The sequence below is a fragment of the Pseudoalteromonas sp. SR43-3 genome (assembly GCF_014163875.1).
Taxonomy (GTDB): Bacteria; Pseudomonadota; Gammaproteobacteria; order Enterobacterales; family Alteromonadaceae; genus Pseudoalteromonas; species Pseudoalteromonas distincta.
This window is the reverse complement of sequence record NZ_JACJEC010000001.1, coordinates 339873-361767: the sequence shown is the minus strand read 5'-3', so window position 1 is coordinate 361767 and position 21895 is coordinate 339873. Positions and strand designations below refer to the sequence as shown.

Genomic DNA, 21895 nt, shown 5'->3' with positions numbered 1-21895 from the left:
AAGAGCGATTTAGTTTTTAAACTAAATCATCAATAAACTCAACAGCACGACCAATGTAATTAGCAGGTGTTAGTTTTTTCATTTCTACTTTAGCGTGCTCTGGAAGGTCAAGACCATCGATAAAGTCAGCCATTATTTCTTGATTTACACGTTTGCCGCGTGTTAAATCTTTAAGTTTTTCGTATGGCTTTTCAATACCATATTTACGCATAACTGTTTGAATCGGCTCGGCTAGCAATTCCCAGTTTTGATCAAGCTCGTCAGCTAAACGTTGCTCGTTTACTTCAAGCTTGCTTACACCTTTAAGTGTTGATTGGTATGCAATGATCGCATAACCCATACCTACACCTAAGTTACGTAATACCGTTGAATCGGTAAGGTCACGCTGCCAGCGAGAAACTGGTAATTTTTGTGCAAGATGAGCAAAAATAGCGTTTGCTAAACCTAAGTTACCTTCTGAGTTTTCAAAATCAATTGGGTTAACTTTATGCGGCATTGTAGATGAGCCAATTTCGCCCGCAATTGTTTTTTGCTTAAAGTGATTAAGTGCGATGTAACCCCACATGTCACGGTCAAAATCGAGCAAAATAGTATTAAAACGTGCAATTGCGTCAAACAACTCTGCAATATAGTCATGCGGTTCAATTTGTGTAGTAAATGGGTTAAGTGTTAAACCTAAGCTTGATACAAATTTATCTGCGTGAGTATGCCAGTCGTAATCTGGGTATGCACTAAGGTGAGCGTTGTAGTTACCAACAGCACCGTTAACTTTACCTAGCATTTCTACTTGAGCAATTTGGTCTCGTTGACGCTTTAAACGCATGTATACGTTAGCAAACTCTTTACCCATCGTTGATGGTGTAGCTGGTTGCCCGTGCGTACGAGTCATCATTGGGATTGCTTTGTACTCAATCGCTTTTTCTTTAATTGCGCTTAAAAGCTCATCGCAATAAGGAAGCAAAACCTTGTTACGTGCTTCGCTAAGCATTAAACCATGAGATAGATTGTTAATATCTTCTGAAGTACAAGCGAAGTGAATAAATTCATTGATTGCATGAAGCTCACTGTTATCGGCTACTTTTTCTTTTAATAAGTATTCAACCGCTTTAACATCGTGGTTTGTAGTGCGTTCAATATCTTTAACGCGCTGTGCATCAGCTTCGCTGAAGTTATCTACAATGGCGTTTAGAAGTGCATTAGCTTCTTCGCTAAATGCAGGTACTTCTTTTATATCGCTTGCTGCAGCTAACGCTTGCAACCAACGCACTTCAACAATTACGCGGTATTTAATTAAGCCAAATTCGCTGAAAATACTGCGTAGTTCAGTGGTTTTGCTGCCGTAGCGACCATCCACTGGAGAGATAGCCGTTAACGCTGAAAGCTCCATAATAACTCCTAAATTTTAGTTTGAACGATAGTTAAATTTTTGTTTTAGCAATGGCGAGTATTTTTCTTTTTGCAAAGAAAAAGTGACGGCGTTTACCGCCCATTTGTCGCCATAATACTGCACTTCTAATGCCGGCTAATAATAACGCACGGATTTTATTTTGAGTGAGCTGCTGTTTTAATAACTCGGGTTTACCATAAACCTGTATTCGGTGCCCAAGGGGGCTCAGCACCGACGAGTATATATCTGCTAAACCGGCAACAACGCTCTCGTCGGTAATAGCAAAATGAGCTAAACGACGATGAATATCATCAATTCGTTTGCCTAATTCGTTTAAGCTTTTTTCGTTTGCACTTAGTGCTCGCTCAAGCTGCATCAAACCACCTACGTATTTTACTATTTCAACATCTTTTTGAGCGCCAGCAGTTAGCTGCGCCATTAATGTTTTATAGCCATCACGTAAGTTGTCAGTACCTTGGTAAACATCTTCTGGCGATGCCGGTGATGTTTGAATAATGCTTGAAAGTAATACTTCTAAGTCGTGCTCATTATTACTGCCGTACTGGGCAATTTTTTGAACTTGCTTAGCAACCTGGCACATGGCGGCAAGCGCCATGACTTGGTGTTCATTCATTACTTAATCACCGAGTCAATAATACCACCACCTAAACACACATCTTCTGCATAAAATACAGCAGATTGACCTGGCGTAACTGCTTTTTGTGGTTCATCAAATAATACACGAGCCATGCCGTCTTCACCTACAAGTAGGGTACAGCTTAAGTCTTCTTGGCGGTAACGTGTTTTAACTGTGCAGCGAGTGGTACCTTTAGGGCCAACGCGGTCTACCCAATGTAATTGGTTTGCATTAAGACCATTACTGTATAGGCGAGGGTGATCTTTGCCTTGGCCAACAACAAGTACGTTACGTTCTAAATCTTTATCAACTACGTACCATGGTTCGCCAGAACCTTCCTTCATACCACCAATTAACAAGCCTTTGCGTTGTCCAAGTGTGTGGTACATTAAGCCTTCGTGCTCGCCTACGTTATTACCGTCAGTGTCTTCGATAACGCCAGGTTGCGCTGGTAAGAACTTTTGTAAAAAGTCTTTAAATTTACGCTCACCGATAAAGCAAATTCCGGTGCTGTCTTTTTTATCGTGAGTGATTAGGTCTTGTTCTTCTGCTATGCGGCGCACTTCTGGTTTTTCGATATCGCCTACAGGGAATAACGTTTGGCCAATATGTTCATGGCTTAGGGTATATAAGAAGTAGCTTTGATCTTTATTGTTATCAAGTCCGCGACACATTACGTATTTGTCATCGCGAAGTTCACGGCGAACGTAGTGTCCGGTTGCAATAAAGTCAGCACCGAGTGCTTGAGCCGCAAATTCTAAAAAGGCTTTAAATTTAATTTCTTTATTACACATTATATCTGGGTTTGGCGTACGACCCGCTTTGTACTCTGCTAAAAAGTACTCAAATACATTATCCCAGTATTCAGCAGCAAAGTTCACTGTGTGAAGCTCAATGCCTAATTTGTCGCACACGGCTTGTGCATCTTTTAAGTCATCAGCGGCGGCACAGTATTCATCATTGTCGTCTTCTTCCCAGTTCTTCATAAACAGGCCTTCTACTTGGTAGCCCTGTTGTTGTAATAAATATGCAGATACAGAAGAATCAACACCGCCGGACATGCCAACAATGACTTTAATGTGACTATTTTCGCTCATGAATAATTTCGCTTATACAGATTGCTGTTAACTTGGAAAGGCCGCGATTATAGCATGTATTTTGTTTGTGCTTAAAGAGCGTAGGGCGGCAAAGGACATAATTTGTCACTATTTTATTTGTATAACAAATAGCAAAGTAACCTTACGAAGTATTATATAAATTTATTTATCGATTTTTTGATGAAAAAACGATACTTTCAAATTCCTCAAAAAACATAAACTAGGGATTAGTGCAGGAAACTATAATTTAGTCGTCGTAAATTGTATCTAATCTCAAAGCCTTTTTGCTTAAGCTATCTTCAACACACTTGAGCACTAAAGGGCTCCTAAGCGGTAATGATTTTATTTGCTCTAATGTATGCCAATTAGCGCTGATAATGTCAGAATCTATTGGTGTTGGTGCTTTTATATTATTAGGTGCTTCAAATAAAAAGCAGAATCGCAAATAGTGCACTGCGTTATCGGCATGCAAATTATAAACACCTAAAAAACCAATAGGCGCAAGCGCTAAGCCTGTTTCTTCTAGTAGCTCTCTGCTTGCAGCTTGTGCAAGTGTCTCATTTTGCTCTAAATGACCCGCAGGTTGATTGTAACAAATTTGCTTTGTAAATTTATCGCGCTCTTTTACAAGTAAAAACTCATTTTGCTTTTTTACTATTGCTGCAACCGTGACATGCGGTTTATGCATCAACTACGCCCTTAATTACTTTGTATTCACCACAATTAATATCATCCAACGTATAGTTGCCAATGCTATAGCGGATGAGGCGAAGTGTAGGGTGTCCAATATGCGCGGTCATTCGACGAACTTGTCTGTTTCTACCTTCATTAATGGTAATACTTAGCCAAGTGGTAGGGATTGCTTTTCGCTCGCGTACAGGGGGATTACGCGCCCAAATTGTTGGCTCATCAATTATTTTAACGTTAGCGGGGAGTGTAAGCCCGTCTTTAAGTTCTACGCCATTACATAAATCATTAATTGATTCACTCGTTGGTTCACCCTCAACTTGTGCCCAGTAGGTTTTATTCGTTTTTTTATCAGGAGCAGTTAAGGTGTTTTGTAGTTTCCCACAGTTTGTTAAAAGCAATAAACCCTCACTGTCTCTGTCTAACCTTCCTGCTGCGTAAACTTCTTTAATAGGTATAAACTCTGCAAGCGTTTTTCTGTCTGCGTCATCCGTAAATTGACATAGCACATCAAACGGCTTGTTGAATAACACAATTTTTCTGTCTTTAGATGCTATCTGCGGCTTTATTTCTCTTTTACCAGATGGCGTTTTGTTAAGTGCACTGCGTGAATAAGTACGCCCAGTACTTCTTTTTGGCTTGGTTTGTGTTGCTTGATTATTGCCTGATTTAGCTCTCATTATATGCACCTAGCTGGTTTTGGTAATCCGGCAATTTTTGTTGCTTGCTTGGCTGGGCCTTTAGGAAATAATTTATATAAATAAAGGCTATTTCCTTTATCTTCACCGAGTGCTTTAGCCATTGCTTTTACAAGCATTCTAATTGCTGGGCTGGTGTTATATTCAATGTAAAAATCACGAACAAAATTAATGACTTCCCAGTGTTGCTCACTAAGTGTGATGTTTTCTTGAGTAGCAATTACAGGCGCCAGCTCCTTTGACCATAAAGTATGGTCGAGCAAGTAGCCTAGTTTGTCGGTTTCAATCTGTTGGTTGTTAAATTCAAGCATGAGTTACCACGTAATTGATTGATTAGTTGATAAAGTGAGTGCCACAAAGTCTTCGTAGCTAATTGCTTTATCGTTATCTGCTAATTTTATTGCACGTACTTGCGCGTCTTGTTCAAGTATTAACAGTGTATCTGCAAATTGCCTAAATTGTTTTTTTGCAAAGCAGGCATCACCAACAAGTAGTACCTTATCGCCTGATAAAATTAAATTCTCAAGCTGATTTGCCGAGTAATAGTTAAGCGGCTTTGAAAAAATATGTAACGTACTCATAGGTTCACCACATGTTGCTGCGCTTTAATTAGTGTTTGTTGTTGACTAAAGTTAAGAGCTTTTGCCTCTATGAGTAAATCATGTTTATTTAAACCATAATCAAGCAATGATTTTTCACACACGAAAATGTTTTCAACATCATAAATTTCGAGTGTTTTAATATTTTTAAAAAGGTCTTTTAAGCCAATATTGTTTGGTTGCTGATGCTTTTTTAAAGCTAAAACGGCGGGGCCGCTAAACAACCAACTTACATTTTGGTCAACAGCAGCAAAAATCAATGTCATATCTAGTGCATCACGAATATTTAAATCGTCAAATGGGCTGCACTGACTCATTACTAATACGTTTATCATTTAAATTGCACCCATTTATCTGCGTCGCTTGCAAGCATTGCAAATTCAGCTAACCCTGCGACTTTAAATACACCTGTGTTTTTAATATCTAACCCGCGCTTTTGCGCGGCGGTAACACACAGCATTAAATTTAGTTTTTGATCAGCGAGTTGCTGCCAAAGTGCTGAAATTTGAAGTTCGTCTGAGGATAAATCAAAGTGGGTAGATGCATGATAAATACCTTGCTGGTATAAAAAAATAGCATCAATGGTGTGCCCTTGGGCTAAACATGCATTCGCAAATTTAGCTATGCGTTGCGTGGTATCGTGATCGGATGGTGGTGTATGTAATGAAAGAACAAAGCGTGCCAAAACAATTCCAATAAAAAAGCCCCAATAAAGGGGCTATTTTAACAGAACTATTTAATTAGTCATCACTTGCGCCAAGTAGAGCAAGCAAAGAAGTAAATAAGTTATATACGCTTAGGTATAAAGACACTGTTGCGCGAATGTAGTTAGTTTCACCACCGTTTATGATTCGGCTTGTATCAAATAAAATCAAACCAGACATAATCAGTACAACTGCTGCATTAAGCACCATAAACATCAATGAACTGCCAATAAAAATATTAACGATGCTTGCTACAATCACAACGATTAAGCCAACAGTTAAAAAGCCACCCATGAATGAGAAGTCTTTTTTAGTATTTAGTGCATAAGCAGATAAACCAAAAAAGATAAGCGCTGTAGAACCTAAGGCTTGCATAATAAGCATTGGGCCATTAGGTAATGCAGCATAATGGTTAAGCAATGGACCTAAGCCTGCCCCCATTAAACCTGTGAAAGCAAACACCCAAAATACACCAGATGCTGTATCTGCTTTTTTATTTACAACAAATAATAAACCGAACGAAACGAGTGTAAACACAATTCCCATAAAGTAAGGTAATTGTAGTGCCATTGAAATACCGGCTGTAACTGCACTAAATGCAAGTGTCATAGCTAGTAAAAAGTAGGTGTTTTTAAGTACCTTGTTTGTTTCAATGGTAGACATTACCGGTTTTGCGGTATTGTACGATTGATTAAACGCCATTGTAGAGCTCCTTTAAGTGAAACGTGTGTGTTTCGATAATTTAACTAAAATTAGATTATCAACTCTTATATGTTTGGGCAAACCTTTGTAGATCAATAGAGTTAAATATTTAAATAAAAGTATATTGATGGCTAAATTAAAAACATTTTGTTTTAACTTTAAACAAATCAATTGTTTTTTAGGCACTTAAACAATTAATTTAAAAAAAAGCTTCACAAAAGGGATGGGTTTCCCTATTATGCAGGCCGTGCGGAGAGATGGCAGAGTGGTCGAATGCACCGGTCTTGAAAACCGGCATGGGTTTATAGCCCATCTAGGGTTCAAATCCCTATCTCTCCACCACTTATTTAATAAGTGTGTGGTAATTAAAATATCATTCATTTAAAAAGTTATTAGTACACTCTTACTTTTAACTTAGCAGTATCGGAGAGATGGCAGAGTGGTCGAATGCACCGGTCTTGAAAACCGGCATGGGTTTATAGCCCATCTAGGGTTCAAATCCCTATCTCTCCACCATATAACAGAATAGCCCGCTAACTTAGCGGGTTTTTTTGTGTTTGGAACAATATCAGTACACTTATACCAACCCGCAATAATACTTAATCATTTTGCGTGGCTAAACGTGTCGCTCCCTGCGTTAAAAAATTCTCATTTTGAACAACTAAATAGCGAATTTATTGGCTAGCTGTAAACACGTTTATCCGCCCTCTAAATAGATCACTTAATTAAGCGAATTGGTATTACATCTCTTATCTCTTATTAGTAAAACCTTAAAAGCAGATAGAATTGCTCACACATCATCTTCTGATGTTAAAAAACGTTGATGTTCTCTTCCTATTTTTGTTTTTAATAAAACTACCATCACAAAAAACTTTAAATGAGTTGGAATGCACATATTAATGTGTGTTATTTTTAAATATTGGTGGATTAAAGGTATGCAAAATAGGATGTTGTGGCTCAAAGATGATCTAGATTCGAGAAAGTTAGTTGTATATCGTGCCGTCATGTTTTCGTTTATAACGCTTTTTGTACTTTTTGTATTCCAACCTTTTGGCACTTCAAGCGATACCGAGTCTTACAAGTTTCTGCGGCTTTTTGGCTATGGGTTAGTAACCTTTTGTGCTTTGCTATTGTCAGGTTTCATAGAAATAGTGTTACTTAAGTTTAAGCTGAGTAAATTAAACCGTTTAATTATTATTCCTATCACATATATTTTAATTACTGCGATATTCAATCATGGGTATTTTGTGGTTGCTGTACTTGGATCTTGGTATTGGCAGAATCAATTACTTTTTGTAGGGTATATTTTTTGTATTGGTGTATTTCCTCTTATTTTTTTACTTGTGGTAAATAGGCATGTAATAGATTTAACTAAGCCAAGTAAAGTTAGCGTTGCTCAAGAGCAGTTGAGAGAAGTTGAATTCAAGACAATTACTCTCAAAGGTGATAACAAAAACGACAAAATTAACACGCCTCCTCACCATATTTTATTTATTAAATCTTCAGACAACTATTGTGAAATAACAATACAAGAAGGAGCTTCAACTTCACGTAAACTATTACGTGTATCTCTTAGCGGTTTATTAAAGCAGCTTCCAGAAAAAACAATTATATTACGATGCCACCGTTCTTATGCGGTTAACCTGCAAAACATTCAACACTACAGTGGTAATGCTGGAGGGTTGCAATTATCGCTACATACAATTGATATTAAAATTCCTGTGTCTCGTTCTTATGTAAAAGTAATAAAAGATGCTTTGTCATTAATCCCAAAATCATGTTAATCCCCCCTAAAACATGGGCTTTATACCTCATCTTGTAATTGATACCTAATAGGTCGCTTTGTATTTTTACTATTGCCAAGATTAAGTTGAAATTTACAACTTAACGAGAAAAGTAGATATGAAATACGCTATCAAGGCATTTGTAATAATTTCTATATTTGTGTTTTGCCACTATGTAATGAGGCAGTTTTGGGGAGAAGTTTGGTCTATCTGGTTGTCTGAACTTGATAATCTGACTGGCATTTTATTTACCCCCGCTAAATATACTTTTTTATATGGACCGTTAGTTATTGCGGCTATTATTTTGTTTAAACAAAGTGAGCCTTTTGAAACTATAGGGCTCAATTCCTCTGGTTTTATTAACTATGCACTTGCAGCAATTATTTGTTGTACTCCTATGGCAATAGGTTATGGATTTTTGAGTGATGAACTTAACCTATCAATACCAGCAATAATAACTGGCTCAGTTTATGCGGGTTTTTTTGAAGAGCTAATTTTTAGGGCTGCATTGTTTGGTGTTTTATTTAAATATTGTAGATGGGGCTTTGTGCCTGCGGCATTAATTAGTTCAGTAATATTTGGTCTGGGCCATATTTATCAAGGCAATGATGCGATTTCTGCATTGATGGCGGTTGCAATCACTACTGTAGCAGGTACATGGTTTGCGTGGCTATATTGTGAATGTGGTTATCGTATTTGGTTTCCTATGTGGATGCATATTTTTATGAATGCAGCTTACGGAATATTTGGTATGTCGGGTGGCGCAGTAGGTGATCTACAAGGTAACTTATTTAAAGCAACAGCCATTGTGTTAAGTATTGTGTATGTTGAGATGCTAATTCGACGAGGAAAGCTGCGCGAAGTTACATTATCAAAATTATTTCAATGCACTAAAAATGGCATTTACACGCAACAAGCTAACTTAAACTGAGTGGGAAACGACCATGCTAGAATTATTTATTGTAATAATTATATTTAGCTCACCCTTTTTGATTCTTATTATTACTAAACGTTATTTCACCTATAAAACTACAATAATGGCAGCGCACGCAAAATTTAAAGGACTAAATAATAACAAGATAACAAAATTAGAGGAACAAACAGCGATGTTGAGCAAAAGGGTAGCAGTGCTTGAGGAAATAGTAACATCTCGCCACTTTGAGTTATCAAATAAAATAGCTAAGTTATAAGCATTTTGATAAGTGTAACCCAAACTTATGAGCCTATTAATAAAGTAATAGGCTCATACTGCAATAAGGTTTATTTTTAATCATAAATTACGACCATAGTCTCTGTTTCTAACCTTTAGATCTTGGTGCATGCTTTATACATAGAATTTAGATTTGTGTATTAAGGATTTTAAATGAAACATCAGCTAGCAAAAAGCGTAGGGCTTTCGTTATTATCGCCTGTTATTGTAGGCAGTTTACTTGGTGTTTATTACTCACTTACGCTTGAAGGCGAGTTTGTATCAATATTTCTTACCTTATTAATGACTGCTATATCAAATGCACACATAGTAGGTTTAACAATGGCTGCTTTTGTTGTGCCTGGGTATTTACTCATGTTTAAGTATTCTAAAGTTAATTATTCAGGGGTCTTAACTCTTGGATTACTAGGCGGAGCGATATTTAGTTACTTATTAAGTGCCACAACTGGCGAGATATTTTTGATCAATAGTGTAATGTCAGCATTCGCTGCAGGGCTGTTTTTGTTTGGTCTTCGTAAAACGGCAAAAAAATAATCGCAGCATTATTAACCAAGCGCACTGATAAACGGTGTGATTTCCTTTTTTTTACCTCCAAAAGGTTCCAATTTTTCACGACAAAGAGTACCTTTAGCTACTGTATGTTTAATAAGAAGTAGTTTGGTATGCAAAAGCACGATTTTTACCAGTCATTAGTTAAGCAAACTGAATCGCTGATAGCTGGTGAATCCAATGTAATTGCCAATATGGCAAACATAAGCGCGCTGTTATTTACCTCTTTAGAGGATGTAAATTGGGCGGGCTTTTACTTTATGGATTCTCCTACTGAATTAGTACTTGGTCCGTTTCAAGGTAACCCTGCATGCATTCGTATTCCAGTAGGAAAGGGTGTATGCGGAACTGCTGCGGCAACCGTAGAAACACAATTAATTGAAGATGTTCACGCTTTTGACGGCCACATAGCCTGTGATGCAGCGTCTAATTCTGAAGTGGTTGTACCTATCATGAAACATGGTAAAGTATTTGCTGTACTAGACATTGATAGTCCGAGTATTGGTCGATTTGATGCTGACGATAAAGCCGGTCTAGAAGCATTAGTAAAATGCTTAGAGGCGAGCTTGTAATGAAAGATTTGCTAAATGTTCAAGACTACCTATTTGCTGTACAAGATGTCGGCGATTGGGAAGGCGAAGAAGAACATGTAGCGGAAACGCTCAATGATTTGATTCATATTGCATGGGATCGTCTTCCAGATGATTCAGAATGTGAATTTATTGATGAAACAATTAATGGTATTTGGGAACACCTTCGAGGTGATATGGCTGTTATAGAAGCCGATTTCGAAGAGTTGGTCGACTGGGTAACACACTACGTCGATTCGTCCCTTGATGAAAAGATGTGAAAAATAGGTTCTAAAATGGAAACCACAAACAAGCTAAAAGATATTAATGAAGTGTTGGAATTTTTATATCAAGAATTCCCACAATGTTTTAAACAAAAAGATGGCATCAAGCCGCTTAAAGTAGGTATTTTTAAAGATATTGCTGAGCGTATTGAAGGGTCTGAAAAAGTAAGTAAGACTCAAGTTCGTCAAGCGCTTAGAAAATACACGTCTAACTGGCGTTATTTAGAAGCTGTGACCAAGTCAGAGTTTCGTATTGATCTTGATGGTAATCAAGGTGAAAAAGTTGAGCAAGAGCATATCGACCATGCACAAAAAGCATTGGAAGAAAGCCGCGCTAAAATGGCTAAACGCAAAAAACAACAGCGTCCTCGCCAAGATTCTGATTCTAAATCTTTCAAGAAAAAACCAGCTCATGCTAGCAAACCAGGCGATAAAAACGCTCCTGCAGCTAACAAACCTGCTAAAGCAGCGCCGGCTAAGCGTTCAGGAAAAATTGAACCTTTGCCAGCAACTGAGGTCAAGGTTAATAATAAGGTTAAGGTTAAACTTGGCCAAGCACTTGTAAATGCAGTAATAACTGAAGTGAACAAAGATGATGTTCATGTTGAGTTAGTAACAGGTATGCAAGTTAAAACCAAAGCTGACAGCTTATACATTGTTTAAGTTGTAAATAAATTAAGGAGTTGTGTATGAGTAAAAAGTTTACGCTCATTCCGTTAGTTGCTGCCCTGTTTTCAGGTTCATTATTTGCTGCTGTAGAAGCCGTCACTATTGACGATTTACCCCAGCTCAAGCAAGAGAGTCAACATGGTACTGCTAGCAAACGAGTGGCTAGCTTATTTGCTCGTTCACACTATACACCGGTTCAATTTAACGATGAGCTTTCTAGTAAAGTGTACGATCGTTATATCGAATCCCTTGATTTTAATAAAAGCGTTTTCTTAGCCAGCGATATAGCCTCATTTGAGCAATATCGTGATGACTTTGATAACGCTATTACTACCGGTAAATTAGACTTTACGTTTGATATTTTTAACTTAAGTCTTAAACGCCGTTTTGAACGTTACGAGTATTCACTTACTCTGCTTGAAAAAGAGATGACGTTTGATAAAGAAGATGAATACTTTTTTGACCGTGAAGATTCAGCATGGCCTGCGTCACAAGCTGAGCTTGATGAAATTTGGCGTGAGCGTGTAAAGTACGACGCACTGCGTTTAAAAATGACGGGTAAAGATTGGGAAGGCATTAAAGAGGTGCTGACCAAACGCTACAAAAATGCAGAAAAACGTTTAGTACAATCAAATTCAGAAGATGCTTTTCAAATTGTTATGAATTCGCTAGCACGCAGTATTGAGGCGCATACGTCTTATTTATCGCCACGTCGTGCAGAGCAATTCAAAATGGATATGGACTTAGAGCTTGAGGGCATTGGTGCCGTATTAAGCCCTGATGAAGATTACACCGTTATTCGCAGCTTAGTGCCGGGAGGCCCTGCAGATAAAACAGATCAAATTAAAGCTGATGATCGCATTATTGGTGTTGCTCAAGATGGCGAAGAGTTTGTAGATGTAATTGGCTGGCGTTTAGATGATGTAGTTGATTTAATTAAAGGTCCTAAAGGGACTAAAGTACGTCTACAGTATTTAAAAGGTGTTGATGCTCACGGCGCTCCGAAAGTTGTAGAAATCACTCGCGATAAAATCAGACTTGAAGATAGAGCGGCTAAATCAGAAGTATTTGAAGCAAAATATTCTGATTTAACAAGTAAAATTGGGGTGATTGAAATTCCTGGCTTTTACAATAATCTTTCGAAAGATGTAAAAGTAGAACTTGCTAAGCTTAAAGAAGAAAAGGTTGATGGTATTATTATCGACTTGCGCCAAAATGGTGGTGGTTCATTATATGAAGCAACACAATTGTCAGGTTTATTTTTTGACCAGGGCCCAGTTGTTCAAATTCATACCTTAAATAACCGTATAGAAGAGCAAAAAGATCGTGATGGTATAACTTACTATGACGGCCCTTTAACTGTGTTAGTTGATCGTTACAGTGCATCTGCTTCTGAAATATTCGCAGCAGCAATGCAAGATTACGGTCGCGCTGTAATTATTGGTGAGCAAACATTTGGTAAGGGTACTGTACAGCAGCACAAAGGCTTAGGCCGTGCTTATGACCTATACGATAATGCGTTAGGTAGTGTACAGTATACTATTGCTAAGTTTTATCGTATCAACGGTGGTAGTACGCAACATAAAGGTGTTATCCCTGATATTTCGTTTCCATCAGCAATTGATCCTGCACAGTGGGGCGAAAGTAAGCAAGATAATGCACTTCCTTGGGACAGCATTGTTAAAGCGAAATATAAAAAACTAGGTAATTTAACCCCTATTATTACGTACCTTGAAAAACAACACGAAGTACGAATTAAATCAGAGCCAGAATTTGGTTATGTATTTAATGACATTACCTTATACAACGAAGAGAAAGACCGTAAAACTATCTCTTTAGTTGAAGCAGACCGTATTAAAGAAAAAGATGAAGGTGAAGCACGTGCACTTGTACGTACAAACGAACGTCTTAAGCGTTTAGGTAAAGATCCGGTAGAAAACTTAGACGATATACCAGAAGTAATTGAAGAGCTTGACCCATTTTTGGAAGAGGCTGCATTAATTACTCAAGATTATATAAATTATGGTCGTATAGCTAAAAAGTAATAACTGGTTTTACCTCTGTAAAAAAGGCGCATTGGCGCCTTTTTTACTACCTAAAATTTACTAAATTGTTATAATCTTCGATTACATAAAGTTGAGCTGGATTAATGACGCTCAATTAATGCGCTTTACGTGCTAAAAATAATAATTAAACACACAGCAAGTGTGTGTAGGAGTCTCTATTTTGAAGCCATTGGAAGATAAACCAATCAAACCTGCCTCGTTTTTTGATGCATTAATTCCTATCTCTGTATTAATCTGTTTACTTGGCGCGGCTGTATACTTATTCGGTGACAACTCTTCATCCGGTCCTAACCAAATAGCACTTTTATTTGCCACTTTTGCAGCGGCTTTAATTGGTCTTAAAAACGGTTACACATGGAAAAAATTAGAACAAGCTATGATCGAAGGCATAACGCTTTCACTTGGTGCTATTTTAATTTTACTTATGGTAGGTGCATTAATTGGTACTTGGCTACTTTCTGGGACTGTACCAACTTTAATTTATTATGGCTTACAAGTTATAAATCCAAGTTGGTTTTATGCAGCGAGTTGTTTAATTTGTGGCATTGTAGCAATGAGTATTGGTAGTTCTTGGACCACGGCTGCTACGATAGGTGTTGCTTTATTAGGTGTTGCTACGGGTCTTGGACTTGAGCAAACAGTAACCGCAGGTGCAGTTATATCTGGTGCATACTTTGGTGATAAGCTAAGCCCGCTGTCAGAAACAACCAATCTGGCACCAGCAGTTGTTGGCGCTGATTTGTTTGAGCATATTCAACATATGCTGTGGACGACAGTACCGAGTTTTGTAATTGCACTGATTATATTTATATTCATGGGGTTTAATGCAACAGCTTCAAGCGAAGCAGGGCGCATTGATGAAATAACGGCTATTTTACAGCAAAACTTTAATATTGGTTTTGAAATGCTGATCCCGTTAATCGTACTTTTAGTTTTAGCTATTAAAAAAATGCCAGCATTTCCTGCTATCTCAATTGGTGCTGTTGTGGGCGCTGTTTGGGCTATGTTGTTTCAGTCTGATCTAATTGCTAGCCAAATTGATGTTTCTCAAGGACAGCTAGTTGGCTACTTTAAACTTGTTTGGACTACTTTCTTTGATGGTTTTAGCATAAGTACCGGCGATGATAAGATGGATTCGTTACTCAGCGGTGGCGGTATGGCCGGTATGCTTACAACTACATGGCTGATTATGACTGCACTGATGTTTGGTGCCATTATGGAAAAAACAGGTCTTTTGGATATTTTCGTAAAAAGCATACTTAAAATAGCTAAAAGCACAGGTTCGTTAATTGCGGCGACAATAGCTACGTGTATAGGAACTAACGTAATAGCGGCCGACCAATATATAGCGATTGTTGTACCGGGACGTATGTTTAAAGATGAATACGAAAAACGTGGTTTGAAGCCTGTTAACTTATCTCGTACATTAGAAGATGGCGGTACAATTACTAGCCCACTAATTCCATGGAATACGTGTGGCGCATACATGCAAAGCGTTTTACTTATAAACCCTTTTGATTATGCACTCTACGCTTTCTTTAACTTAATTAACCCTGTTTTAGCGGTTGTTTATGCCTACTTAGGCATTAAAATTTTACGTATTAAGCCAAAACAATCTGCCTAATTTTAAGCAGCTCCTTTTAACTTAAAAGGAGCTGCTTTGGAGTATCTATGACTGAATCAAGTAAACCTCAAGCACAATATCTTAAAGACTATAAAGCTCCTGACTTTCTAATTGACCACACAGAGCTAACATTTGACCTACAACCTTTATCAACCAAAGTAAGCTCTTTACTAACACTTATCCGAGTTGGTGATAAAAAAGCACCTTTAGTGCTTGATGGTGTTGATTTGCGTTTACTGTCTTTATCTGTTGATACAGTTGATATAACGGATTATGAAATTGTTGGTGAGCAGCTAATAATCAATAACCTACCGGATAGTTGCCAATTAAGTATTGTGACCGAGATATCACCTGAGACGAATACTTCTTTAGAAGGTTTATATTTATCGGGCGGTGCGTATTGCACACAGTGCGAAGCGCAGGGGTTTAGAAAAATCACCTATTACATGGATCGCCCTGACGTACTTGCCACGTTTGATGTAACTATTATTGCCGATAAAAAGTATCTACAACTTCTTTCTAATGGTAATCAAGTAGATAGCGGTGAAACATCAGATGGTCGTCATTTTGTGAAATGGCAAGACCCATTTAAAAAGCCGAGCTATTTATTTGCACTTGTAGCGGGCGATTTTGATGTTTTGAAAGATACGTACACGACTAAAAGCGGCAAAGACGTAGAGTTAGCATTATTTGTTGATAAGGGTAATTTATCTAAAACACCTCATGCTATTGCTTCACTTAAAAAAGCAATGCAATGGGATGAAGAACGCTTTAATTTAGAGTATGACCTTGATATTTATATGATTGTAGCCGTCGATTTTTTCAACATGGGCGCGATGGAAAATAAAGGGCTAAACGTTTTTAATAGTAAATGTGTATTAGCCAATCAAGAAACAGCGACAGACAAAGACTACCATACGATTGAATCCATTGTAGGGCACGAATATTTTCATAACTGGACAGGTAACCGAGTTACTTGTAGAGATTGGTTTCAATTATCGCTAAAAGAAGGATTAACTGTATTTAGAGACCAAGAGTTTAGTAGTGATTTAGGTTCTCGTGCACTTAACCGAATTGATGCAGTTAAAGTAATGCGTACGCATCAGTTTAGCGAAGATGCAGGCCCTATGGCGCATCCAATTCGTCCTGAAAAAGTTATTGAAATGAATAACTTTTATACTGTAACAGTATACGATAAAGGTGCTGAAGTTATCCGTATGATGCACACGTTACTGGGTGAAACTAATTTTCAAAAAGGGATGACACTTTACTTTGAGCGCCACGATGGGCAAGCAGTAACATGTGATGACTTTGTCAGTGCAATGAGCGATGCATCAGGTGTTAATTTAGAGCAGTTTAAGCTGTGGTATAGCCAATCGGGTACCCCGCGCTTAAATGCAATACAACATTTTGATAGCAGTTCAAATACGTATACATTAACAATAGAACAAGCAGCACCGGACAATCAGCCAGACAATAAACCACTTCATATACCTTTTGCTATTGAACTACTTGATGCGAATGGGGAAAGTATTGCTCTGCAATACAAAGGTAAAAAACTAGATCATGTGCTTGATGTAACAAGTACGACTCAAACATTTAGCTTTGATAATATCTTAGAAAAGCCCGTTGCGGTTTTACTCGAAGATTTTTCTGCACCTTGTATTTTAAATCAGCAAACAACAGAGCCCGAACTATTACATATTATGCGTTTTGCACGCAGTGATTTTTCACGTTGGGATGCACAACAGCAGCTATTTATTAAAGCGATTAAATCTCAGATTACCGACACAACTAATAGCGTGTTGAGCAGTGAAACTATAAATGCGCTACGTGTACTTATAAACACCAAAGAGGGCGATTTAGCCTTAATTGCAGAGCTGTTTAAACTGCCAAGTTTTGATACATTAGCCGCTGAATTTGAAGTAATACCTGTAGATGAGATTATTGAAATAACAGAAAAGTTTGAGCAACAAATTGCTGACGAACTTGCTGATGAACTGCTTGCTTGTTACGCATCTCTTGAAGATGATGGCAGTATAAGTGCAAGCTCCGTTGCTAAGCGCGCTTTAAAACAAACATGCTTGCATTATTTGGCTAAAACTCAAAAGCCAGAGGCTGTAAGCTTTATTAAAGAAGCCGCAAGTTCGACTAATATGACCAATGTACTTGGTGCACTAAGCGCAGTGGTAAAAGCATTCCACCCTATACAAGATGAGCTTTTGAGTCATTTTGATAGTCAATGGCGCCATGATGTTTTAGTGATGGATAAGTGGTTTGCACTGCAAGCTATGCAGTCAGGCAATAAAGCTATAGATAATATTAAGGCACTTTACGAACATCCGTGTTTTGATTTTTCAAACCCGAACCGTGTCCGTGCACTTGTAGGAAGCTTTAGTCACTTTAATACAGCACAATTTCATCGCTCAGATGCCCAAGGCTATACGTTATTAGGTGACTTGTTAATAAAACTTAATGCAATTAATCCACAAAATGCGTCTCGTATGCTAACACCGTTCATGTCATGGAAGCGTTACGATGATGTTCGCTCTCAAGCAATGAAACTGCAATTACAACGCTTAGCTAATCTAGATGGACTAAGTGCTGATTTGTATGAAAAGGTTGAAAAAGCGCTCGCATAAATGATTGAGTATTATTTTACCTTAAGATTGAGCTATAACGAGTGCATGGATTACTACCATGGCCGTTTTAGCTCTTTACAAGTTGTAGAAGATGGCGGTAAAACGATTCGTTTTGCTGCTACACATTTGAGGCCCTTCATTTCAAGTTTAGGTGTACGTGGCCGTTTTAGACTCTTATTAACCCCCGAAAACAAGTTTATCCGCCTAGAGCGAGTGGCCTGACACTCGGTTTTTATGTTATATATACATAAAAATATTGTATTTTTGTTAATTTCAATTTGTCCTATTGTTAAATTACGTGTATAAATTATCTGGTACGACGTCTTACCAATACGTAAGCGTCAACCAAAATATAAAGTATACGGAAGATTAGAGCGAGTATTTGTAATTTCACTGATTCGCTTCTATCGTTATGATTACACTAAAAACAATAACTTGATCACACAAAATGACCCGCGACAGGGGGGAACCAAAATGATAAGAAGATCGCTTTTTGTTAAAAATAGAATCGCTATAGGTATAGCAGCCGCTAGCTTAGGTTTATCTGCAGCAAGTACACAAGCTGTAACATTTGAAGCTGGAGGTTTTGACATTACCTTCGATTCAACCTTTTCATATGGGCAAAGTGTTCGCGTAGAAGACAGAGACTTTAGCCTAATTGGTAAAAGTAACAATCCGGCATTTGATTGGACAGGTTACAACCCTGCGCTAAACAACACTATTTACTCATCTCAAGATGTATGGGCTCAACCTGGCTCTTATTCAAATAATGGTGATGCTGGTAATTTAAATTTTGACAGTGGTGACTCATTTTCAAAACTTTTGAAGGGAACACACGACCTTTCAATAAATAAAGATAACTACGGTTTGTTCACTCGCTTCATGTATTTTTATGACTTTGCGTTGATGGATGGCTATCATGCATATTCAAATCCTACATCAGGGCAGGGGGTTGATCCGTGTGATGATAAAGACACTAAAGCACAAAGCTGTGCAGATATTCGTTTATTAGATGCGTTTGTATGGGCTGATTTTGATTTAAATGATGGTAATAACCCTTTATCTGTCCGTTTAGGTCAACAAGTAGTTAACTGGGGTGAGAGTACACTTATATCTCATGGTATTAACGTAAACCCAGTTGATATTGACCGATTGAAAGCGCCAGGTGCTGAGCTTAAAGAAGCATTCATACCTGTAGGCATGCTTTGGGCATCGCTTGGCATTACTGACAACATTACCCTTGAAGGTTTCTACCAATACCAATGGCAAGAAACGCGTTTACCAGCAGCTGGTACGTATTTTTCGACTAATGACTTTGCAGCAGAAAATGGTTATCAGCAGAATGTTCAATTAGGTTTTACGTCTAATCCTGATATTGATGTCGCTTTTTTAACAGATAGCTTGAATAACTTAACATCTGATTTTGCATTGGCCGCAGCAGCACAAGGTATTGATCCTTCAAGTGCAGAAGGAAGTGCTTTATTAGCTCAAATGTATCTTGCATACCCAACTAAAGTTGCTTTAAAAGGTAAAGGAGATAATGGTAAAACAGAGCCTGAAGATGGCGGTCAGTATGGTTTACGTTTAGGTGTATTTTTACCTGAATTTAATGATACTGAAATTGCACTCTATCACGTGAATTATCATAGCCGTCGTCCGCTTATATCTGGTCGCGTATCAAACTTTTCACAAGCTGCAATTGCCCAAGATTTAGCGATGATCATGACAACAGAAATCACGTCAGATAATGTTGCTGATTTAACTGCTTTTTCTAAAGCTGAAAACGAGTACCCTGAAGATATTAAGTTATATGGTTTAAGTTTTAATACGACTATTGGCGAAACAGCCTTCGCGGGTGAATTTGCTTTTCGCCAAGATGAACCGCTACAAATTGATGACGTAGAGTTACTTTACACAGCTATGCCTGAGCAATTGGCGGTTGCTGGTATTCGTCCTGATTTTGCGGGTATTTCGCAAATGAGTATAGGCGATGCGGTAAGCTCAGTTGGTGCAGGTGAAGTTGCCAAAGGCTACATTGAACGCGATACATCACAAATTCAATTTACAGCAACACATTTATTTGGTCCTTCATTAGGTGCTGATAGCTGGGCTGTAGTTGGTGAAGTGGGTGTAGTTAAAATTCACGATATGCCTGGCTATGACGAAATGCGTTTAAATGTATCAGGCACTGGCCGTAGTGGCACAATAACAGGCCCAGGTACTACTGATTATTCAACATTGCAACTTGGTCTATCAAATGGCGCTGAAGAGAAATCATTCGCTACAGCATCGTCTTGGGGTTACCGCCTAATTGCGAAAGGCGATTACTTCAACTTTTACAAAGGTATTAACTTTTCACCACGTTTTGTATTTTCTCATGACGTAAACGGTAATACACCAGATCCTATGTTCTTATTTATCGAAGATCGTAAATCTTTAGGTGCTACGATGAACTTTAACTACCAAAATGCGTGGTCACTTGATGTGAGCTATAACTCGTTTTGGGGCGGTGGCGGTGTTAATACATTCTCAGACCGCGATTACGTTTCTTTTAACTTAAAATATTCTATTTAGGGGTAACATTACTATGATTAAAAAACCTACCCTCATCGCTACAGCATTTTGTAGTTTGTTTGCAAGCAGCGCAGCCTTGGCTAAATTAAACGCTGATGAAGTTGCTCAATTAGGTCAAAACTTAACGCCAATGGGTGCAGAAAAAGCTGCGAATGCTGATGGTTCTATTCCAGCGTGGAATAATGGAATTACAACAGCGCCTGCAGGTTATGAAGCTGGTATGCATCATCTTGACCCATTTACAGCTGATAAAGTGCTTTTCACTATCGATAAAAGTAATATTGAAAAGTACAAAGCCAATTTAAGTCCGGGTCAAATTGCTTTATTTGAAGCATACCCAGACACATTTAAAATGCCAGTGTATGAAACACGCCGCTCAGCTTCGTACCCTCAGTTTGTTTATGACGCGACTAAAAAGTTTGCACCGACTGCTGAATTAATCGAAGGCGGTAACGGTATTAAAAATACCGCGATAGGTATTCCTTTCCCTATTCCTAAAACAGGTTTAGAGGCAATTTGGAATCACTTATTACGTTACCGTGGCCAGTCTATTGAGCGCTTTGGTGGTCAAGCTGCACCGACTGCATCTGGCTCTTACAACTATGTTGGTTTTGATGAGCAGCTATTAGTTAAATACTCAGACCCAAGCGCTACACCAGCAGAGCTACAAGACTCAAACATTTTGTTTAAGTTTAAACAAAGCGTTACAGAGCCTGCACGTTTAGCTGGTACTGCATTATTAGTTCATGAAACAATGGACCAAATATTAACGCCGCGCCAAGCATGGACTTATAATTCGGGGCAACGTCGTGTTCGTCGTGCACCTAATGTTGCATATGATGCACCAGGCACAGCTGCAGATAGCCTGCGCACTACCGATGATTTTGATATGTTTAATGGCTCACCAAATCGTTACAACTGGACGCTAAAGGGTAAGCAAGAGTTATACATACCTTACAACAGCTATAAACTTCATAGCGACAAGCTAGAGTACAATGATATTTTAATGCCTGGCCATATTAACCCAGAACATACACGTTACGAAAAACATCGTGTTTGGGTTGTTGAAGCTAACTTAAAAGATGATACACGCCATATCTATAAAAAACGGGTGTTTTACATTGATGAAGATAGCTGGCAAGTACAGGTAACTGATATTTATGATAACCGCGACCAACTTTACCGTGTAGCCATGGCTTATGGCCTTAACTATTACGAAGTTCCTACACAGTGGAGTACTCTTGAGGTTTATCATGATTTGAATTCTCGTCGTTATTTAGCAATTGGTTTAGATAACCAAGAAAAAATGTACGATTTTTCAAAGTCGTTTAACGATAACGAATTTACTTCAAGCGCTTTACGTCGCGCAGGTAGATAGTATTAAACTAGGCACTTAACAATATGTTAAGTGCC

Annotated in this window: 23 protein-coding genes and 2 tRNA genes; 15 read left to right on the top strand and 10 right to left on the bottom strand. The window is 38.2% G+C overall.

Features of this window, described 5'->3' with window-relative positions:
* Window positions 1-16: 16 nt before the first annotated feature.
* From purB to H5088_RS01540, 10 genes are all read right to left on the bottom strand, one after another.
* Window positions 17-1387 carry an adenylosuccinate lyase gene (purB, locus tag H5088_RS01585; protein WP_149602566.1) on the bottom strand — a complete coding sequence of 457 codons (1371 nt, stop codon included), beginning with the start codon at window positions 1385-1387 and terminating at the stop codon, window positions 17-19.
* A 31-nt stretch (window positions 1388-1418) separates the two neighbouring features.
* Window positions 1419-2021, bottom strand: coding sequence for a high frequency lysogenization protein HflD (gene hflD / locus H5088_RS01580; protein ID WP_182752050.1), 603 nt, complete (start codon window positions 2019-2021; stop codon window positions 1419-1421).
* The gene (gene mnmA, locus H5088_RS01575) at window positions 2021-3121 is read right to left on the bottom strand and encodes a tRNA 2-thiouridine(34) synthase MnmA (protein ID WP_002962705.1); all 1101 of its coding nucleotides are present in this window, start codon (window positions 3119-3121) and stop codon (window positions 2021-2023) included. The genes hflD and mnmA overlap by 1 nt, the downstream gene beginning before the upstream one ends.
* A 247-nt stretch (window positions 3122-3368) precedes the next feature.
* Window positions 3369-3809, bottom strand: a complete 441-nt coding sequence (locus tag H5088_RS01570) for an NUDIX hydrolase (RefSeq protein WP_182752049.1) — start codon at window positions 3807-3809, stop codon at window positions 3369-3371.
* Window positions 3802-4488, bottom strand: coding sequence for a pseudouridine synthase (locus tag H5088_RS01565; protein WP_165723496.1), 687 nt, complete (start codon window positions 4486-4488; stop codon window positions 3802-3804). The genes H5088_RS01570 and H5088_RS01565 overlap by 8 nt, the downstream gene beginning before the upstream one ends.
* On the bottom strand, window positions 4488-4817 hold the full coding sequence (locus tag H5088_RS01560; protein WP_182752048.1) for a TusE/DsrC/DsvC family sulfur relay protein: 330 nt from the start codon (window positions 4815-4817) through the stop codon (window positions 4488-4490). The genes H5088_RS01565 and H5088_RS01560 overlap by 1 nt, the downstream gene beginning before the upstream one ends.
* A gap of 3 nt (window positions 4818-4820) precedes the next feature.
* Complete coding sequence (locus tag H5088_RS01555; RefSeq protein ID WP_008133664.1) at window positions 4821-5087, bottom strand: DsrH/TusB family sulfur metabolism protein; 267 nt, start codon at window positions 5085-5087, stop codon at window positions 4821-4823.
* Complete coding sequence (gene tusC / locus H5088_RS01550; protein WP_182696472.1) at window positions 5084-5440, bottom strand: sulfurtransferase complex subunit TusC; 357 nt, start codon at window positions 5438-5440, stop codon at window positions 5084-5086. The genes H5088_RS01555 and tusC overlap by 4 nt, the downstream gene beginning before the upstream one ends.
* Window positions 5437-5790, bottom strand: a complete 354-nt coding sequence (tusD, locus tag H5088_RS01545; protein WP_182752047.1) for a sulfurtransferase complex subunit TusD — start codon at window positions 5788-5790, stop codon at window positions 5437-5439. The genes tusC and tusD overlap by 4 nt, the downstream gene beginning before the upstream one ends.
* Before the next feature lie 55 nt (window positions 5791-5845).
* Entirely contained in the window at window positions 5846-6511 is a 666-nt protein-coding gene (locus tag H5088_RS01540) for a Bax inhibitor-1/YccA family protein (protein WP_008133668.1), read from the bottom strand.
* 251 nt (window positions 6512-6762) lie between these two features.
* On the opposite strand from H5088_RS01540, the gene H5088_RS01535 reads away from it, so the two are divergent.
* From H5088_RS01535 to H5088_RS01465, 15 genes are all read left to right on the top strand, one after another.
* Window positions 6763-6853, top strand: a tRNA-Ser gene (locus H5088_RS01535).
* Window positions 6854-6936: 83 nt separating this feature from the next.
* Window positions 6937-7027, top strand: a tRNA-Ser gene (locus tag H5088_RS01530).
* 371 nt (window positions 7028-7398) lie between these two features.
* Window positions 7399-8295, top strand: a complete 897-nt coding sequence (locus tag H5088_RS01525; protein WP_259398073.1) for a LytTR family DNA-binding domain-containing protein — start codon at window positions 7399-7401, stop codon at window positions 8293-8295.
* 118 nt (window positions 8296-8413) lie between these two features.
* On the top strand, window positions 8414-9226 hold the full coding sequence (locus H5088_RS01520) for a CPBP family intramembrane glutamic endopeptidase (RefSeq protein ID WP_182752046.1): 813 nt from the start codon (window positions 8414-8416) through the stop codon (window positions 9224-9226).
* Window positions 9227-9239: 13 nt separating this feature from the next.
* Window positions 9240-9485: a hypothetical protein gene (locus tag H5088_RS01515; RefSeq protein ID WP_182752045.1), complete on the top strand. Its 246-nt coding sequence runs from the start codon at window positions 9240-9242 to the stop codon at window positions 9483-9485.
* Window positions 9486-9658: 173 nt separating this feature from the next.
* Complete coding sequence (locus H5088_RS01510) at window positions 9659-10039, top strand: hypothetical protein (RefSeq protein WP_002961912.1); 381 nt, start codon at window positions 9659-9661, stop codon at window positions 10037-10039.
* 128 nt (window positions 10040-10167) lie between these two features.
* Window positions 10168-10626: a GAF domain-containing protein gene (locus tag H5088_RS01505; protein ID WP_002961911.1), complete on the top strand. Its 459-nt coding sequence runs from the start codon at window positions 10168-10170 to the stop codon at window positions 10624-10626.
* Window positions 10626-10904 carry a hypothetical protein gene (locus H5088_RS01500; RefSeq protein WP_002961910.1) on the top strand — a complete coding sequence of 93 codons (279 nt, stop codon included), beginning with the start codon at window positions 10626-10628 and terminating at the stop codon, window positions 10902-10904. The genes H5088_RS01505 and H5088_RS01500 overlap by 1 nt, the downstream gene beginning before the upstream one ends.
* 15 nt (window positions 10905-10919) lie before the next feature.
* Entirely contained in the window at window positions 10920-11570 is a 651-nt protein-coding gene (proQ, locus tag H5088_RS01495; RefSeq protein WP_002961909.1) for an RNA chaperone ProQ, read from the top strand.
* Between the two features lie 26 nt (window positions 11571-11596).
* Window positions 11597-13621 (top strand): carboxy terminal-processing peptidase, encoded by a 2025-nt coding sequence (gene prc / locus H5088_RS01490; protein ID WP_165723491.1) that lies wholly within the window; start codon window positions 11597-11599, stop codon window positions 13619-13621.
* 181 nt (window positions 13622-13802) lie between these two features.
* A complete protein-coding gene (gene nhaC, locus H5088_RS01485; protein ID WP_002961908.1) occupies window positions 13803-15266 on the top strand; it encodes a Na+/H+ antiporter NhaC in 1464 nt (487 codons plus the stop codon).
* Window positions 15267-15313: 47 nt separating this feature from the next.
* Window positions 15314-17908, top strand: coding sequence for an aminopeptidase N (pepN, locus tag H5088_RS01480; RefSeq protein WP_182752044.1), 2595 nt, complete (start codon window positions 15314-15316; stop codon window positions 17906-17908).
* Window positions 17909-18130, top strand: a complete 222-nt coding sequence (locus H5088_RS01475) for a DUF2835 family protein (RefSeq protein ID WP_010552655.1) — start codon at window positions 17909-17911, stop codon at window positions 18128-18130.
* A 252-nt stretch (window positions 18131-18382) separates the two neighbouring features.
* Window positions 18383-20482: a DUF1302 domain-containing protein gene (locus tag H5088_RS01470; protein WP_154903039.1), complete on the top strand. Its 2100-nt coding sequence runs from the start codon at window positions 18383-18385 to the stop codon at window positions 20480-20482.
* A 13-nt stretch (window positions 20483-20495) separates the two neighbouring features.
* The gene (locus tag H5088_RS01465) at window positions 20496-21860 is read left to right on the top strand and encodes a DUF1329 domain-containing protein (protein ID WP_182752043.1); all 1365 of its coding nucleotides are present in this window, start codon (window positions 20496-20498) and stop codon (window positions 21858-21860) included.
* Window positions 21861-21895 lie beyond the last annotated feature (35 nt).